Annotated in this window: 12 protein-coding genes; 3 read left to right on the forward strand and 9 right to left on the reverse strand. The window is 75.3% G+C overall.

Annotated elements, in window-relative coordinates:
• Positions 1 to 44: 44 nt before the first annotated feature.
• The 8 genes from IF129_RS20880 to IF129_RS20915 all read right to left on the reverse strand — a co-directional run bounded on the left by IF129_RS20880 (position 45) and on the right by IF129_RS20915 (position 10,896).
• On the reverse strand, positions 45 to 4,487 hold the full coding sequence (locus IF129_RS20880; protein ID WP_191211301.1) for a non-ribosomal peptide synthetase: 4,443 nt from the start codon (positions 4,485 to 4,487) through the stop codon (positions 45 to 47).
• Positions 4,477 to 4,743, reverse strand: a complete 267-nt coding sequence (locus IF129_RS20885) for a phosphopantetheine attachment domain protein (RefSeq protein WP_191211302.1) — start codon at positions 4,741 to 4,743, stop codon at positions 4,477 to 4,479. Before IF129_RS20885 ends, IF129_RS20880 begins: the two co-directional genes overlap by 11 nt.
• A gap of 95 nt (positions 4,744 to 4,838) precedes the next feature.
• Positions 4,839 to 6,434, reverse strand: coding sequence for a long-chain-fatty-acid--CoA ligase (locus IF129_RS20890; RefSeq protein ID WP_191211303.1), 1,596 nt, complete (start codon positions 6,432 to 6,434; stop codon positions 4,839 to 4,841).
• The gene (scoD, locus tag IF129_RS20895) at positions 6,431 to 7,000 is read right to left on the reverse strand and encodes a (2E)-enoyl-ACP glycyltransferase (RefSeq protein ID WP_191211304.1); all 570 of its coding nucleotides are present in this window, start codon (positions 6,998 to 7,000) and stop codon (positions 6,431 to 6,433) included. Before scoD ends, IF129_RS20890 begins: the two co-directional genes overlap by 4 nt.
• Positions 6,997 to 7,920, reverse strand: a complete 924-nt coding sequence (scoE, locus tag IF129_RS20900; RefSeq protein WP_191211305.1) for a (3R)-3-[(carboxymethyl)amino]fatty acid oxygenase/decarboxylase — start codon at positions 7,918 to 7,920, stop codon at positions 6,997 to 6,999. The genes scoD and scoE overlap by 4 nt, the downstream gene beginning before the upstream one ends.
• Before the next feature lie 5 nt (positions 7,921 to 7,925).
• Positions 7,926 to 8,183, reverse strand: coding sequence for an acyl carrier protein (locus IF129_RS20905; protein WP_191211306.1), 258 nt, complete (start codon positions 8,181 to 8,183; stop codon positions 7,926 to 7,928).
• Positions 8,180 to 9,289, reverse strand: coding sequence for a beta-ketoacyl-ACP synthase III (locus IF129_RS20910; RefSeq protein ID WP_191211307.1), 1,110 nt, complete (start codon positions 9,287 to 9,289; stop codon positions 8,180 to 8,182). Before IF129_RS20910 ends, IF129_RS20905 begins: the two co-directional genes overlap by 4 nt.
• 137 nt (positions 9,290 to 9,426) lie before the next feature.
• Positions 9,427 to 10,896 (reverse strand): MFS transporter, encoded by a 1,470-nt coding sequence (locus IF129_RS20915; RefSeq protein ID WP_191211308.1) that lies wholly within the window; start codon positions 10,894 to 10,896, stop codon positions 9,427 to 9,429.
• Between the two features lie 503 nt (positions 10,897 to 11,399).
• Here IF129_RS20915 and IF129_RS20920 point away from each other — a divergent pair.
• From IF129_RS20920 to IF129_RS20930, 3 genes are read left to right on the forward strand one after another with little or no spacing between them, the layout of a single operon-like run.
• Positions 11,400 to 11,651: a hypothetical protein gene (locus IF129_RS20920; RefSeq protein ID WP_191211395.1), complete on the forward strand. Its 252-nt coding sequence runs from the start codon at positions 11,400 to 11,402 to the stop codon at positions 11,649 to 11,651.
• Complete coding sequence (locus IF129_RS20925; protein WP_224755333.1) at positions 11,648 to 14,065, forward strand: heavy metal translocating P-type ATPase; 2,418 nt, start codon at positions 11,648 to 11,650, stop codon at positions 14,063 to 14,065. The genes IF129_RS20920 and IF129_RS20925 overlap by 4 nt, the downstream gene beginning before the upstream one ends.
• Positions 14,062 to 14,544 carry a copper chaperone PCu(A)C gene (locus tag IF129_RS20930; protein ID WP_191211309.1) on the forward strand — a complete coding sequence of 161 codons (483 nt, stop codon included), beginning with the start codon at positions 14,062 to 14,064 and terminating at the stop codon, positions 14,542 to 14,544. Before IF129_RS20925 ends, IF129_RS20930 begins: the two co-directional genes overlap by 4 nt.
• On the opposite strand, the gene IF129_RS20935 is transcribed toward IF129_RS20930, so the two are convergent.
• The gene (locus IF129_RS20935; protein WP_191211310.1) at positions 14,539 to 15,294 is read right to left on the reverse strand and encodes an aspartyl/asparaginyl beta-hydroxylase domain-containing protein; all 756 of its coding nucleotides are present in this window, start codon (positions 15,292 to 15,294) and stop codon (positions 14,539 to 14,541) included. The genes IF129_RS20930 and IF129_RS20935 overlap by 6 nt on opposite strands.
• Positions 15,295 to 15,401: the final 107 nt, after the last annotated feature.

Genomic DNA, 15,401 nt, shown 5'->3' on the forward strand with positions numbered 1-15,401 from the left:
GGCGGGCGCCCCGGGTTCCCGGTCGACGCCCGCCGTCGCTCACGTCACCCGCGCTCGGCCGGTGCGGGCAGCGCGCCGGTGGCCACGCAGTGGTCGAGGTAGCGGAAGACCAGCGCGCGGTCCGGGGCCGGGCACGTCACCCCGCTGCCGGCCAGCGCCGCCGTGGCCCGCTCGGCGCGCACGGTGCCGATGTCGAGCGTCTCGGGGCCCGCGCCGCCGCCGGTGTCCGGGGCCTCCCAGGAGTCGAAGAAGGACAGCGTGGTGGCGGCCACGCCCTCCCGCGCGGCCGGACGGGCGGTCAGTTCGGCGTGCCAGCGGGCGATCGGCACCGAGCGCACCGGGTAGCCGTAGGCGCGCAGCGACGCGTACAGCTCGTCGAGCCGGACGGGCGGCGCGGGGGCGTGGTTGAGGACGCCGCCGGGCTGCTCGGGGGCGAGCATCACCTCGACGAGGGCCCGGGCGACGTAGTCCACCGGGGTCCACACCTCCTGTTCGAACAGCTCGGGCAGGACGCCGTGCGGCACGCCGGTGCGCAGCACCCCCCACAGCACGTCCTGCGGGTTGACGTGCCCGGTGCGGGCCTCGCCCGTGACCCGCCCGAGCCGGTGCACGGTCACCGGCAGCCCCTGTTCGGCGGCCCCGCGGGCCAGCTGCTCGGCGACCCACTTGGACTGCTGGTAGCCCGTCACCAGGCCCGGGTGCGCGGGCAGGTACTCCTCCGGTACTTCGGCGGCCAGCGCCCGGGGCGGGGCGACGGACAGCGTGGAGACCAGGTGGAACGGGACGCCCCGGGCGGCGGCCAGCGTGAGCAGGTCACGGGTGGCCGCCACGTTGGGGGAGCGCAGGGAGGCGTACTCCCGCATGACGCTGACCATGGCCCCGTTGTGGCAGACCAGGTCCACGCCCGCCGCCAGGTCGGCCCACGCGGCCTCGTCCAGCCCCAGCCGGGGCCGGGCGAGGTCGGCGGGGAGCGGCACGATGCGCTTCGCCGCCTCCGGCTCGGGCGTCAGGCGCTGGGCCGCCAGCGCCTCCTCCAGCCGCCGCCCGGCCGCCTCGGCGTCCGGGGCGCGCACCGGGCAGACGACCTCCGCCGAGGTGCGGCGCAGGAGTTCGGCCAGGAGCTGGGCGCCGACGAAGCCGGTGGCGCCGGTGAGCAGCACCCGTCCGGGCCCGTCGGCACCCGTGACCGGGCGGGACGGCACCGGGCCGGGCAGGCGGAGGAGCGCGTCCTCCAGCGCCTGGGCGGGCGGCCCGGCGGCCGTCGTCCCCGCCCCGGGGCCCGGGTCGGCCGGGGCCGCTCCCGCCTCCGGGCCGGCGTCGGCGGCGGCGAGGGCGGCGGCCAGCCCGGCGGCGGTGGGGTGCTGGAAGAGCGTCGCCACCCGCACGTCCCGGCCGAGCCGTACCGTCAGCCGGTTCGCGGCCTGGATGGCCTGGAGCGACTGGCCGCCCGCGTCGAAGAAGTCGTCGTGCGCGGTCAGCCGCCGTCCGCCGAGTGCCTGCTGCCACACCTCCAGGATGACGCCGACGGTCGCGTCGGGGGGCTCCTGCTCCGCCGACGGCTCCGGCGCAGCAGGCGCCCCGGGTGCCGCGTCGGGCGGGGTGAGGGCCCTGCGGTCGATCTTCCCGGTGCCGGTGCGGGGCAGCCGGTCCGCCGGGACGAACAGCGCGGGCACCAGGGGGGCGGGCAGCACCGCGCGGGCGTGGGCCCGCAGCTCCGTCTCGTCCGGCGCCGGGGCCTCGGTGACGACGTGGGCGACCAGCCGCTTGGTGCCGTCGGGCAGTTCCTGCCCCACGACGGCGGCCTCCCGCACCCGCGGGTGGCCGAGCAGGGCCGACTCCACCTCGGCGGGCTGCACCCGGTGGCCGCTGAGCTTGAACTCGTCGTCCGCACGGCCCAGGAAGCGCAGCAGTCCGTCCGTGCCGAACCCGACGAGGTCCCCGGTGCGGTAGGCGCGCGGGCCGCCCGGCAGTTCGCTCAGCGGGGCGAACGCGGCGGCCTGCCGGTCGGGACGGCCGAGGTAGCCGAGGGCCAGCGAGTCGCCCAGCAGGTACAGTTCGCCGCCCGCCTCGGGGCCGGAGTCGCCCGGGGTCACGACGGCCACGGTGGTGCCCGGTAGGGGCAGGCCGATCGGCACCTGGCCGCGCGGGAGTTCCGGGTCGCCGAGGTCGGCCACGGTGGCCACCACGGTGGCCTCGGTGGGCCCGTAGGTGTTGAGCAGCCGGACCGAGTCGCCGACCGTGTCCCGCCAGCGGTCCACCCGCTCCGGGTAGGCGCTCTCGCCCCCGATGACGACGGTGTGCAGGTTCGCGGGCAGCGTGACGGCACGGCCCGCGACGGCGTAGGCGAGTTCGTTCCAGTAGGCGGTGGGCAGGTCGAGGACGGTCACCCCGTGTGCCTCGCAGGCCCGCAGCAGGGTGTCGACGGACTCGGTCATCTCCGCGGTGCGCAGGACGAGCGTCGCCCCCGCGCACAGGGTGACGAAGAGCTCCTCGACGCTCGCGTCGAAGTGCAGCGGGGCGAACTGGAGCACCCGGTCCTCGGCGGTGATCCCGTAGCGCTCCGTCGCCGCCGCGACGAACCGGGCCAGCGACCGGTGGCCGACGCGGACGCCCTTGGGGGTGCCGGTGGAGCCGGAGGTGAAGATGACGTAGGCCGCCTCCCCCCGCTCCGACGCCGGTTCCGGTGCCGGTTCGGAGCCCGGCTCGGTCTGGGCCCCGGGCTCGTCGAGGAGCAGCGTCCGGACGCCCGGTGGCACCCGGTCGGCGTGGGCGCCGAGGGTGACGACGAGGGCCGGTTCCGCGTCGTCGAGCAGGGCCGTGGTGCGGGCGGCGGGGGCCGCGACGTCCAGCGGGCAGTAGGCGGCCCCGGCGGCGAAGGCGGCGAGGACGGCGGTGACCGCCGCCGTCCCGCGCGGCAGCAGCACCGCCACCAGGGCCCCGGGCCGGACGCCGTGCCGGGCCATGCGTGCGGCCAGGGTGCGGGCGTCGCGGTCCAGTTCGGCGTAGCTGAGCACGCGGTCGCCGTCCACCAGCGCGGGCCGGTCGCCGTCCTCGGCGACCCGGGCGGCGAACAGCTCCGGAACGGTGCGGACGGGGCCGGGCAGCGGGCCACCGCTCAGGACGGTGACCCGGCGGCCGGGGGCGGGGCGCGGCGTCCGCCCGGCGGCGCGGCCGGCGTCGGGGGCGAGGCCGACGCGGGCGGTGGCCGTGCCGGTGCGCAGCAGGTCGAGCAGTTCACCCGCGCGGTCGGCGAGGTCGGCCTCGGTGTACAGCTCGGGGTGGGCGTCGAACGCGACGCGCAGACCGCCCTCGCCCCGGTCGTAGACGTTGACGGAGAAGTCGTCCACCGGTCCGGCGGTGAGGTTGTGCGCGGTGCTGGTCGCCGTCCCGAAGGTCAGGGCGTAGCCGAAGGGCATGATGTTGACGCCCGGCCCGGACAGCCGCCGCTCGGCGCCGATCAGCCTGGTGTCCCGGCGCAGCTGCTCGTAGCGGTAGCGCTGGTGCCGGGTGGCGGCGCGCAGCTCGGCCGAGGCGCGTACCGCGAGCTCGCGGAGCGTGTCGCCGGGCTCGACGGGCAGCCGCAGGGCGAGGATGTTGCGGACCATGCAGGGCACCCGCAGGCTCACGGAGCCGAGCCGGGCGGCGGCCGGGACGCTGAGCACCACCTCGGGTGCCCGGGTGTGCCGGTGCAGCGCCGCGGCCGTCCCGGCCAGGACGAGGTCGGGCCAGGTGACGCCGAGCTCTCCGGCGAGCGCTCGCAGCCGGTCGGCCTCCCGGGGGCCGAGGTCGGCGATGTGGCGGCGGAAGTCGCGGGCGGGCAGGGCGGTCCGGCCACTGGCCGCGAAGGTGGGCACGGAGGGCCGGTCGGCGAACCGTTCCGTCCAGTACCGGCGGTCGCGGCCGTGTCGCTCGGAGGCGAGGTAGGCGCGTTCCTCAGCCAGGACCGACTCCAGGGTGCCGAAGGTGCGTTCGGCAGGCTCCGTGCCCGCGTCGAGCGCCGTGTAGACCTCGGCGACGCGGCGGGCGACGAGCGAGAGCCCGTAGCCGTCCAGGGCGATGTGGTGCACCCGGTGGTACCAGAGGTGCTGCTCGGGGCCGGTGCGGAACAGGGCGTGGGCGAAGACGGGTTCGGTGCCCAGGTCGACGCGGTGGTCGAGGTCGGCGGCCATCCGGCGGTGCGCGGCGGCGTGCGGGTCGGGTGCGCCGGTGAGGTCCGCGTACTCCACCGTCGCGGGCCCGTCGTCCAGCACGTGCTGGCGCGGGACGCCGTCCGTGACGCTGAACCGGACGCGCAGGGCGTCGCTCTCCGCGATGGCGCGGCGGACCGCGGCCCGGAAGCGGTCCGGGTCGAGGGGGCCGTCGATGACGAGGTACTCGGCGGTGTTGAAGGCGGCGCTGTCCGGGTCGAACTGCTGGGCGGCCCAGATGCCCCACTGGGCGGCCAGCAGGGGCAGCCCGGGTGCGGTGGCGGCGGGGTCAGCGGGCATCGGGCACCGTCCGCGTCATCCGTTCGGTCAGCAGCTCCCACCACTCCTGGAACGAGCCGCGCTCGGCCAGGTCGACGTAGCCGACCTCGACGCCCGCGGCCCGCCAGCGCTCGGCGAGGGTGCTGACGCGCAGCGAGTCCAGCCCCGCGTCGACGGGGCCCTCGCCGAGGTCGACCTCGTCGGGGCTCTGGTGGAGGAACTCCGCCAGATCGGCCCGGAAGGAGGCCTCGGTGACGGCCTCGACTCGTTCGTTCATCGTCCTCTCCTGGGGTGCGTTCGGTGGGCGGGCCGGCGGCCGCGCGGCGCGCGGAACACCGGCCCGCCCGGACGGGCCGGGCACGGGGTGCGGGGTCAGTTGACCTTGCGGTCGCGGCCCGCCCACAGCCGGTCGCGCAGCTCGCGGCGGAGGATCTTTCCGCTGGGGTTGCGCGGCACGTGCGCGATCTCCTCGTAGGCTGCGGGGAGCTTGAAGGCGGCGAGCCGTTCGCTCAGGAAGCGGTGCAGCTCGCGGCGCGTCGGCGGGGTGCCGGGCGCCGGGACCCAGCACGCGTGCACGCGCTCGCCCCAGTGCTCGTCCGGCGCGCCGACGACGACGGCGTCGGCCACGCCCGGGTGCTTCTCCAGGGCGTCCTCGATCTCGGCCGGGTAGACGTTCTCCCCGGCGACGATGATCGTGTCCTTGATGCGGTCCTGGATGAAGACGTAGCCCGCTTCGTCCACGTGGCCCGCGTCCCCGGTGTGGACCCAGCCGTCGACGAGGGTCTCGGCCGTGCGCTCGGGCAGGCCGAAGTACTCGACCATCCGGGCCGGGGTGGCCAGGCAGACCTCCCCGACCCGGCCGACCGGGAGTTCGGCCCCCTTCTCGTCGACGATCTTGACCCGCACGCCCGGGTAGGGGCGGCCGGCCGCCCGCATCCGGGGCTGCCCGGGGCGGTGGTCGGCCGGCGGCAGGCACACGGCCGTGTTGCCGGTCTCGGTCAGGCCGTAGATCTGGGCGAACTCGGCGCCGAACACGGCGAGGCTGCGTTCGAGCAGGTCCTCCGTGATCGGTGAGCCGCCGTAGACGATCTTCCGCAGGCCGCTGAAGTCCGCCTGTTCGACCTGGGGTTCGGCGAGCAGCAGGCGCAGCATGGACGGGACGACGCAGGCCGTCGTCACCCCGTGTTCGCGCAGCGCCAGCACGGCGTCCCGGGCGGTGAACGCGGGCAGGGCGACGATGGTGGCGCCGCCGGCCAGGTTCTGGGTGGCCCACCACAGTCCGCCGACGTGGAATCCGGGGATGCCGACGAGGCTCACGTCCTGCGGTCGCCAGTCGATCCAGTCGACGCCCGCCTCCGCCATGGCGGTGCGGACGGCGGCGAAGGAGCGGTGGGCCAGGACGACGCCCTTGGGCAGCCCGGTGGTGCCGCTGGTGTAGAGCTGGACGACGGGGGTGTCCGCCGTGGGCTCGACGAGGTCCGCCGCCGTGCCCCCGGGAACCGCCGCGTCGGCCGCCGCCGCGTCCGCCGGTCCGTCCGCCGACTTCCAGCGGGCGTAGGCGTCCTGCCGGTCCTCGCCGAGCAGCACGTGCCGGGGCGGCCGGGCGGCCTCGTCCACCTGCCGCAGCAGGTCCTCGAAGGCGGACTCCAGGAACACCAGCGCCGCGCCCGAGTCGGCGAGGATGTGGGTCACCTCGACGGCGGTGAGCCGCCAGTTGAGGGGCACCAGGACGGTGCCGCTCAGGGCGCAGCCGTAGAGGATCTCGTAGTAGCGCTCGGACTCCTTGCCCAGGTACGCCACCCGGTCCCCCGGACGCACACCCGCCGCCCGCAGCCGCCGGGCCACGCGGTTCCCGGCGGCGAGGAGTTCGGCGTAGGTGAGGGTGTGCGGGCCGCAGCGGACGGCCGGGTGCTCGGGGCGCAGCCCGGCCTGGGTGCGCAGCGACTCGACCAGGGTGGGGAGCGTCATGTGCCCTCCGCCCCGGTCAGGCCGACGAGGGCGAGCTGGACGCCGCCGTCGCAGCGTCCCCCCGCCGCGTCGGCGTAGCGGAACGTGGTGTCGGCGAGCAGCAGCGGAGGGGCGTCCGCGGCGCGCCGGGGGCGGGTGAAGCCGGTGAACTCCATGGAGCCGGTGAAGTCGCGCGGGTCGACGGGGCGGCGGAAGTTGCTGCGGAAGCGCACGATGAGGATGTCGGGGAGCTGGTGGCGCCAGTAGTCCTCCAGCGTCCAGTCGGCGAACTCCGGCAGCAGCCGTTCCTTCACCGACTTGGCGACCGCGTAGTACATCATCTGGTTGTAGGCGATGTTGACCTCGACGGCGTTGAGGTGCCCGGTGTCGTCGATGTAGCAGGACTCCGGGATGGCGAAGGTGCCGTGGACGGCGACCCGGCCGTCGACGGAACGGGTCACCTCGGCCGTTCGCAGGTAGGCGCAGCCCGGCTTGTACGGCCGCAGCACGCGGGTGAGCAGCGGGCCGTCGGTGGGGTGGGACGTGACCGTGCCGGGGGTGGGGTCCTGGACGCGGACACCGGTCATCGCGGGTCCCCCTCCGGCCCGCCCTGCTCCCCGGGGACGCGCAGGCCCTCGTAGAGCGGCTTCTCGTCGTGCACGGTGACGCGGTAGGAGGCGGTGGGCTCGGGGGTGCTGGTGTGCAGGGCGCGGTGGATGAGGCTGCGGTTGTCCCAGATGAGCAGGTCGCCCTTCTCGAAGCTCTGCAGGTGGATGTTCTCGTGCCGGTACGTCTCGTCCCGCTGGCCGGTGGCCTCGTAGAGGCGGTCCAGCAGCAGGTCGTCGAGCGGCTTGCCGTCCTCGTCCTCGATGCCGACGGTGAAGCCCTCGCTGAGGTAGAGCACCGTCTCGCCGGTCATGGGGTGGGTGAAGGTGGTCGGGTGCGTCACCGGGGGCGACTTGCTCTCGACCTCGTCGATGATCTCGGACAGCGGCCGGTACACGTCGTGCGGACGGATCTTGAAGTACTTGCGCACGCTGTGGACGCAGCGGGTCCCGGCGATCTCCTGCCGCAGGTCCTCGGGCAGCCGCTCGTAGGCGCGGCCCATGTCGATGAAGTAGGTGCCGCGGTTGCGCTGCGGTATGACCTGCGGGTAGATGAGCGTGAGCCCGAAGGGGTTCGGCATGAACATGTAGTCGGCGTGCCAGAACTTGCCGGTCTTCGGGACGCCGACCTGCTTGCCGTCCTCCGGCACGTTGGAGGAGACGAACACCTCGGGCACCTCGGGGTGCTGGTACATCTCCTCGTAGTACGTCTCGGGGCGGCCGAGCCGGCGGCCGAGGTCGAGGTAGTCGCGCGGGGAGAGGTCCTGCTGCTTGAGCACCACGATCTTGTGCCGGTAGACCGCCTCCTTGAGCCGGGCGATGTCCTCCTCGCTCGCGGTGCGGTGGTCGAAGTCGGTGGCCTGGGCGCCGAGTGCGGCGTCGGTGCGGACGGTGATCTCCATGGTGGTCACTGCTCCTTCGTGCGGTGGGCGAGTTTGTCGTCGACGAGCCGGGCGGTGCTGCGCAGGCTGAACTCCTCGGTGATCTCGGTGTCGTCCACCGGGACCTCGAAGTCGCTCTCGATGCGCATGCTGATCTCGGTCAGCGTCAGGGAGTCGAGGCCGAGCGCCTGGTAGGTGGCGTCGGGGTCGGCGTCGGCCAGTTGCGGGTCGAGCGCCTCGACGACGGCGATCAGCCGGTCGAGCGTGGTCGTCGTGTCGTTCACGGGTGCTGCTCCTTCGGGGTGGGGGTCCCCGGTGTGCCGGGGCGGGGGGTCGGGGGGTCCGCTGGGGTGGCGGGGCGGACGGTCGGCGGCAACGCGGGCCAGCGCAGGACGCACGAGCCCCAGGTCAGACCGCCGCCGAAGGCGGTGAGCAGGACACCGTCGCCCGGCGTGAGCCGGCCGTCGGCCGCCGCGTCGCACAGGGCCAGCGGGACGGAGGCGGCGCCGGTGTTGCCGAGGTCCCGGATGTTGGTCACCAGGCGCTCCTCGGGCAGCCCGAGGTGCTCGACGACGGAGCGCAGGATGCGCAGGTTGGCCTGGTGCGGGACGACGTGGGCGACGGTGTCGGACTTCCAGTCCGCCGCGTCGAGCACGGCCCGGGCCGAGCCGCTCATGCGGACGACGGCGTGCCGGTAGACGGCCCGGCCGTGCATCTCGAAGAAACGTTCCGGCCCGGCGGGCGGACCGTCGTCCCCGGCCGAGCGCTGCCGGGAGCCGCCCGCCCGGACGGTGATGAGGTCCTCCCCGGCGCCGTCGCTGCCCAGGTCGAACGGGCCGAGGGCGCCGAGTTCCTCGGGGGAACCGGAGCGCAGCACCACGGCCCCGGCGCCGTCGCCGAAGATGACCGCGTTCGTGCGGTCCCCGGGGTCGACGATGGTCGAGTAGGCGTCCGCCCCGATCACCAGCACCCGGCGGGCGGCCCCGGTCGCCAGCAGTCCGGAGGCCGTGGCGAGCGCGTAGAGGAATCCGGTGCACACGGCCGCCACGTCGAACGCGGGCACCCCGGCCAGGCCGAGCCGGGCCGCCACCACGGGCGCCGTCGCCGGGCAGGGACGGTCCGGCGTCGTCGTCGCCACGAGGACGGCGTCGGGCGGCGCACCCCCGGCCGAGCGCACGGCCCGCCGTCCCGCCTCGACGGCCAGGTCGGAGGTGGCCTGCCCGGGCTCGATGTGCCGACGGTGGCGGATGCCGGTGCGTTCGGTGATCCACGCGTCCGTCGTGTCGAGACGTGCGGACAGCTCGGCGTTGTCGACGATCCTGGGCGGCACCCAGCCGCCCAGGCCGCAGAGCACCGCGACGGAGGGGGCCGACGGGGAGGTCTGGGCCATGGAAGGGCAACTCCTTCTCGCCTGAGGGGGAAACCGTGCGGCGCGGGTCACAGCCGCCACGGCGGAATCGGGTTCGGAGGGATCGGGAGGTGGTCGGAAGGTCGTCGGGAGGAGGGGGCGGGACGGCGACCGCGCGGTCAGCTCCGCAGGGTCCCCGCCGCCTTCCGCGGCCCCCTGCGACGGGCGGCGTAGGCCACGGCGGCGGCCAGCAGCGTCCCGGCGACGACGAACACCGTCGTGCGCAGCCCGTCCGCGCCGGCCGCCGCCGAGGCACCGCCGTCGGCCCCCGACGCCCCGGCGTTGGCGACGGCGACCAGGACGGCCAGGCCCAGCGCCCCGCCGAGCTGGAGCGCGGTGGACGCCGTCCCGGAGGCCACGCCCTGGTCGCCCGGCTCGATCCCGTCGGCCGCGACGATCCACAGCGCCGTCCACACCGCGCCCTGGGCCAGGCTGAGCAGGGTCAGGCCGGGCAGCAGGACGGGGTAGCCGCCGTCCTCGCTCATGGCGACGGCCAGCAGCGCCGTGCCGAGCGCGCCCGCGGCCAGCCCGTGCCGCAGGGTGGCGTTCGGCCCGAGCCGCCCCACCGCCCACTCGCCGGCCCGCGCCCCGACGGCCACCACCAGGGCGGGCCACAGGAAGGCCGCACCGGTGGCCAGCGGGTCCAGCCCGGCGACGCGCTGGAGGTAGAGCGTGAGGAAGTAGGGCAGCGCGCTGAACGTCGCGCCGAAGACCAGCGCCGTGGGCACGGCCGTCCGGACCCCGGGGGCGCGCAGCAGCCGTGGCGGGGTGAGCGGGTCGGAGCAGCGCCGCTCCCGCCGGACGTAGGCCGCGAGCAGCAGCAGGGCGAGGGCGCCGGCCGTGAGCACCTCCACGCTGCCCCACCCCGCCTGCGGACCGCGTACGACGGTGTAGACGAGGAGCGTCGCGCCGCCCGTCACCGCCACGGCGCCGGGGGCGTCGAACCGTCGGCCGGGCTCCCGCGCGGGGTCCGCCGGGAAGAGCAGCAGCGCACCCGCGGCGATGGCCAGCGCGGGCGGGATGTTGGCGTAGAAGACGGCGGCCCAGCCGAAGGCGTCCACGAGCACCCCGCCGGCCAGCGAGCCGGCGCACAGCCCGAAGGCGCCCATGGCCCCCCACACGGCGAGCGCCCGGTTGCGCGGGGGCCCCTCGGCGAACAACGTGCTGATGAGCGAGAGCGTGGCGGGGAAGAGGAGGGCGCCGCCCAGCCCCTGGGCGGCGCGGGCGGCGACGATGACGCCCGGCTCGTCGGTGGCTCCGCCGGCCAGTGAGGACACCGCGTACAGCAGGGCCGCCGTCACGAACATCCGGCGCCTGCCCAGCAGGTCGGCGGCGCGTCCGCCGAACAGCAGGAAGCCGCCGGTGACGACGACGTAGGCGCTCACGACCCACTGGAGGTCGTGCTCGGAGAAGCCGGCCGCCGTGCCGATGCTCGGCAGCGCGACGTGCACGATGTTGAAGTCGACGGCGATGACGAACTGCGCGGCGGCGAGCACCGCCAGCTGGGCCCGTGCACGTCCTCCGCCCGCCGGGCCGGCGGTCCGGTCCGCGCCGGACGGCACGGGACGCGTGTCTTCCCCTCGTTCCATCGTGCTCTCCCCCTGAACACACAATGCCGCGGTACGCGGTGACATGAATCACGCTGACCGTGTCGCCGCATAACCGTTGAAGCTCTCGCTCCGGTCGCTCCACTCTCACCCGACGCGTGTTCGGGGGCAAACAGGTCACACACTTTCGGACAGGGTGGAATCCCTCTTGCGCGAAGGGCGTCCCAAGGGTATTCGCGGAGGTGCGTTCGGTGATTTCCAGACGAATATGCCACCGCCGGGAACTGGAACGGAGACCCGCGGGGTCGACGCGAATGGCCGAAACCCGGGTGGACTTCCCGCAGGGTATTGAGAGGAAGTCGGATGGCGGAGCGAAAAAGTTCCCGAGCTTTCGGCGAAGGGTACGCGAATGGCGGTAAGCCGCTCCCTTCCGAGTTTCTACAGGAAGGTTTCCGATGTTTTCAGGGTGTGCCGCGTAATAGCCTGGCGCAGCCCTTGAACCGTCGTCAGGGCCGTCCACGGCCCGCACCGAGGGAGCCGTCGTCATGTCCGCACCGTCCGGCCCCACCGGGGAACGCGCGGGGAGCGTCCCCGCGACCGCCCCCGCGACCGTCCGCCCCGCCCCGACCGTCCTCTCCGCCTGGTACGGGACGGCCGCGTTCCTGCTGCTGCTCGCCGCCGTCTTCGCCGCGTCCTACGCGGTGGGCACCGCCGCCGGGCCCGTCGCCCCGGGCCTGCACAGCCCCGACGCCCCCGGCCAGGACGGCACCGGACACGGGGGAGGCGGGCACGGATGAGCACGGTCCCGCCCACCACCGAGGAACCGGACCGGCCGCTCGTCACCGAACTGGCGGTCGGCGGCATGACCTGCGCCGCCTGCGTCGGCCGCGTCGAGCGGAAGCTGACCAGGCTGGACGGGGTCACCTCGGCCGCCGTGAACCTCGCCACCGGCCGGGCCCACGTCGGCCACGCCCCCGGGATCACGGTGGACCGCCTCGTCGAGACGGTGGAGCAGGCCGGCTACACCGCCCGGCGCGTCGCCCCGCCCGGCGCCGGGAGCGCCGGAACCCCGCACGCCGACACCACCGCCCCAGCCACCGACGCGACCGACGCCACCGACACGGACGGCCCCGGCGACGTCGCCGACCTGGGACGTCTCCTGACGACCGCCTACCTGGCGCTACCGGTGATCTTCCTGTCGATGGTGCCCGCCGCCCAGTTCGACGCCTGGCAGTGGCTGTGCTTCGCGCTCTCCACCCCGGTCGTGCTGTGGAGCGCCCTGCCCTTCCACCGGCGCGCGGTGCGCGGTCTGCGGCACGGGACGGCCACCATGGACACCCTCGTCTCCCTCGGGGTGAGCGCCTCCTACGCCTGGTCCTGCTACGCGCTCTTCCTCGGCGGCGCCGGGGACCCCGGCATGCGCATGGACTTCTCGCCCGTCCCCCGGGCCGACGACGGCACCCCGCACGTGTACCTGGAGGCCGCCGTCGCCGTCACGCTGTTCGTGCTGGCGGGGCGGTGGCTGGAGGGCCGGGCCCGGTCCGGCTCGGGGGCCGCCCTGCGGGCCCTGGCGGAACTGGGCGCCCGCGACGTCGAGTTGTACGACACCGTCGGCGGCACGGGGACGGGCACCCGGGTCCCCGTCGCGGAACTCGGCGTCGGGCAGCACTTCCTCGTCCGGCCCGGCGAGAAGGTCGCCACGGACGGCGAGGTGGTCTCCGGGCACTCCACGCTCGACCTCTCCCTGGTCACCGGGGAGAGCGCCCCCGTCGAGGCCGGGCCCGGCACCCGGGTGGTCGGGGCCGCCGTCAACTCCTCCGGTCTGCTCGTCGTGCGGGCGACGGCCGTGGGCGCCGACACCCAACTCGCCCGCATCACCCGGCTGGTCACGGACGCGCAGGCCCGCAAGGCGCGGGCGCAGCGGCTGGCCGACGCCGTCTCGATGGTCTTCGTGCCGGCCGTCCTCGCCGTCGCGGTCGCCACCTGCGGGTTCTGGCTCGGCGCCGGAGCCGACGCCTCGGCCGCCGCCACGGCCGCCGCGTCCGTCCTCGTCGTCGCCTGCCCCTGCGCCCTGGGCCTCGCCATCCCCACCGCGTTCCTCGCCGCCACCGGACGCGGCGCCCAGCTCGGCGTGCTGGTGCGCGGCCCGGAGGCACTGGAACGGCTCCGCCGGGTGGACGTCATGCTCTTCGACAAGACCGGCACCCTCACCACGGGCCGCATGACGCTGCACGAGACGACGGTGCTGGGCGCACCCGACGGAGACGGGGGCCCCGGGGACGCCGGGGGGCCGGGGGCGGCGGAGGTCCTGCGGGTCGCAGCGGCCGTCGAGGCCGGGTCCGAACACCCCGTCGGACGCGCCGTCGTGGCCGCCGCCGAACGCCTCGCATCCACCGAAGCCCCCGCTCGCGCGACGGACTTCCGGGCCGAGCCGGGCGTCGGCGTCACGGGCCGCGTCGCCGGGCGGACGGTCGCCGTGCGACGTCCCCGGACGGGCGGCGCCCTGCCCGAACCCCTCGCCGCCGCGCTGCGCCGCGCGGACGCCGCCGGACGCACCGCCGTCGTGGTGGAGTTCGACGCGCGTCCCGTGGCCGTGCTGGCCCTCGGCGACACCCTGCGCCCCGACGCCTACCGCACCGTGGACACCCTCCGCCGTCAGGGCATCGAGCCGGTGCTCGTCTCCGGCGACTCCCGGGCGGCGGCCGAGGCGGCGGCCCGGGAGGCCGGCATCCGCACCGTCCACGCGGAGGTCACCCCCGAGGGCAAGGCGGCCAAGGTCGCCGAACTGCGCGGCCGGGGACGCCGGGTGGCCATGGTGGGCGACGGGGTCAACGACGCCGCCGCGCTCGCCGCGGCCGACCTCGGCATCGCCATGGGCAGCGGCACCGACGCCGCCATCGGGGCCGCCGACTTCACCCTCGTGCACGGCGGGCTGCGCGGCATCACCGACGCCGTGCGGCTCACCCGGCGCACGCTCGGCACCATCCGGGTCAACCTGCTGTGGGCCTTCGGCTACAACGTCGTCACCGTGCCGCTGGCCGCGACCGGGTGGCTCACGCCGATGTTCGCGGGGCTCGCCATGTCGGCCAGCTCCCTGCTCGTCGTCGGCAACAGCCTGCGGCTGCGCGGGTTCCGTCCGGCACCGGCGGCGGCGCCCCGCACCGGGCCGCCGCCGGGGGCCGACCGTCCCGTGAGGAGCCGTCTCGCATGAGCGCCGTCCGTACCGCGCTGACCGCCCTCGGCGCCGCCGCCGTCACCCTGCTCCTGCTCACCCTCTACACCGCCACCGGGGCCGCCGGTGAGGGCCGCCCGGAGATCGCCGTCGTCGACGGCATGGTCCTGGAGCCCACCAACGACCTCCAGGGCTCGGCCTACTTCACCCTGCGCAACACCGGCGAGGGGGCCGACCGGCTGCTGTCGGTGTCCTCGCCCGACCTCCCCGACGGCGTCATGCTCAGCCGCGTCCTCGTCCGGGACGGGGCCGGCTCGATGCGCCCGCTGGACTCGCTGCCCGTGCCGGCCGGGGCGGAGGTCCGCATGGACCCCTGGGAGGGGAACATCATGCTGAACCGGCCACCCGGGCTGAAGCCCGGGCAGCCGGTCCGGTTCGTCCTCCGGTTCGCCGTCAGCGGCGAGGTGGAGGCCGTGGCCACGACCGTGACGATCGCGGAGTTCAACTCCCGGTCATGAGCCCTCACCCATGAGCTTGCGGACCTCGGTGACCAGGACGGTCAGCGCGCGCCGCTCGCACACGGTGGTCTCCGGGTGCCACAGGTCCATCAGCAGGCAGGTCCGGGGCTCGGTGCCGTGGTTCCACGCCTCATGCTCGAAGGAGTAGTCGAACAGCAGGCACCTGCCCTGCTCCCAGGCGCGGGTCTCCTCCGCGACCCGGATGCCGCAGCCCTCCGGGATGTCCACGGCCAGGTGGAGGTTGATGGTGAAGTTCCACAGGTCGCAGTGCGGGGCGATGGCCGCCCCCGGGAGCAGGGTGGAGAAGTGGCACTCCAGCAGCGGTGAGAGCAGCCCCGGTTCGATGGCGTGCTCCCGCAGGATCCGTGCCGTCGTCGGGACGGCGTCCTCCGAGGACGGCACGGTGGCGCCGTCCCGGAAGAGGTAGAGGGCCTGCCAGTCGGTCTGCCGCTGGAGGTAGTGCTCGTAGTCGCCGAACATGGCGCGACGGTCGGCCCACGCCGTGGCCAACTCCGCGCGGATGGCGCCGTGGTGCGTCTCCAGCGCGTCGACCAGCGGCTTGATCTCCGGGTGTTCGTACGGGTCGTGCCAGGGTCGGGGCGATATGCCCGGCAGTACCCAGCGGGCCTTCTCCTGGAGCGGCTCGCGCCCCGTCCCGCCGGGCTCCAGCATGCGCTCGACCCGGTCCAGGGAGCCGGGGCCGTACTCCTGGGTCAGGGCCGCGAAGGCGGCTTCGATCTCCGGTGTCATGGGTGCTTCACCTTTCCGGTTCGCTGTGCGTCTTCTCGGGTGTGCTCGGTCGGGGCGCCCCGGGGGCGCGGCGTGCGGGCCACGCCCCCGGGGACGCCGTCCTGCGG

Source organism: Streptomyces chumphonensis, from assembly GCF_014779715.1.
GTDB classification, from domain to species: Bacteria; Actinomycetota; Actinomycetes; order Streptomycetales; family Streptomycetaceae; genus Streptomyces; species Streptomyces chumphonensis.

Coding starts and splice junctions, on each gene's coding strand:
- scoE (WP_191211305.1), bottom strand. CDS start 7,920: ATGGAGATCACCGTCCGCACCGACGCCGCACTCGGCGCCCAGGCCACC.
- IF129_RS20880 (WP_191211301.1), bottom strand. CDS start 4,487: ATGCCCGCTGACCCCGCCGCCACCGCACCCGGGCTGCCCCTGCTGGCC.
- IF129_RS20935 (WP_191211310.1), bottom strand. CDS start 15,294: ATGACACCGGAGATCGAAGCCGCCTTCGCGGCCCTGACCCAGGAGTAC.
- IF129_RS20890 (WP_191211303.1), bottom strand. CDS start 6,434: ATGACGCTCCCCACCCTGGTCGAGTCGCTGCGCACCCAGGCCGGGCTG.
- IF129_RS20910 (WP_191211307.1), bottom strand. CDS start 9,289: ATGGCCCAGACCTCCCCGTCGGCCCCCTCCGTCGCGGTGCTCTGCGGC.
- IF129_RS20885 (WP_191211302.1), bottom strand. CDS start 4,743: ATGAACGAACGAGTCGAGGCCGTCACCGAGGCCTCCTTCCGGGCCGAT.
- IF129_RS20925 (WP_224755333.1), top strand. CDS start 11,648: ATGAGCACGGTCCCGCCCACCACCGAGGAACCGGACCGGCCGCTCGTC.
- IF129_RS20915 (WP_191211308.1), bottom strand. CDS start 10,896: ATGGAACGAGGGGAAGACACGCGTCCCGTGCCGTCCGGCGCGGACCGG.
- IF129_RS20930 (WP_191211309.1), top strand. CDS start 14,062: ATGAGCGCCGTCCGTACCGCGCTGACCGCCCTCGGCGCCGCCGCCGTC.
- scoD (WP_191211304.1), bottom strand. CDS start 7,000: ATGACCGGTGTCCGCGTCCAGGACCCCACCCCCGGCACGGTCACGTCC.
- IF129_RS20920 (WP_191211395.1), top strand. CDS start 11,400: ATGTCCGCACCGTCCGGCCCCACCGGGGAACGCGCGGGGAGCGTCCCC.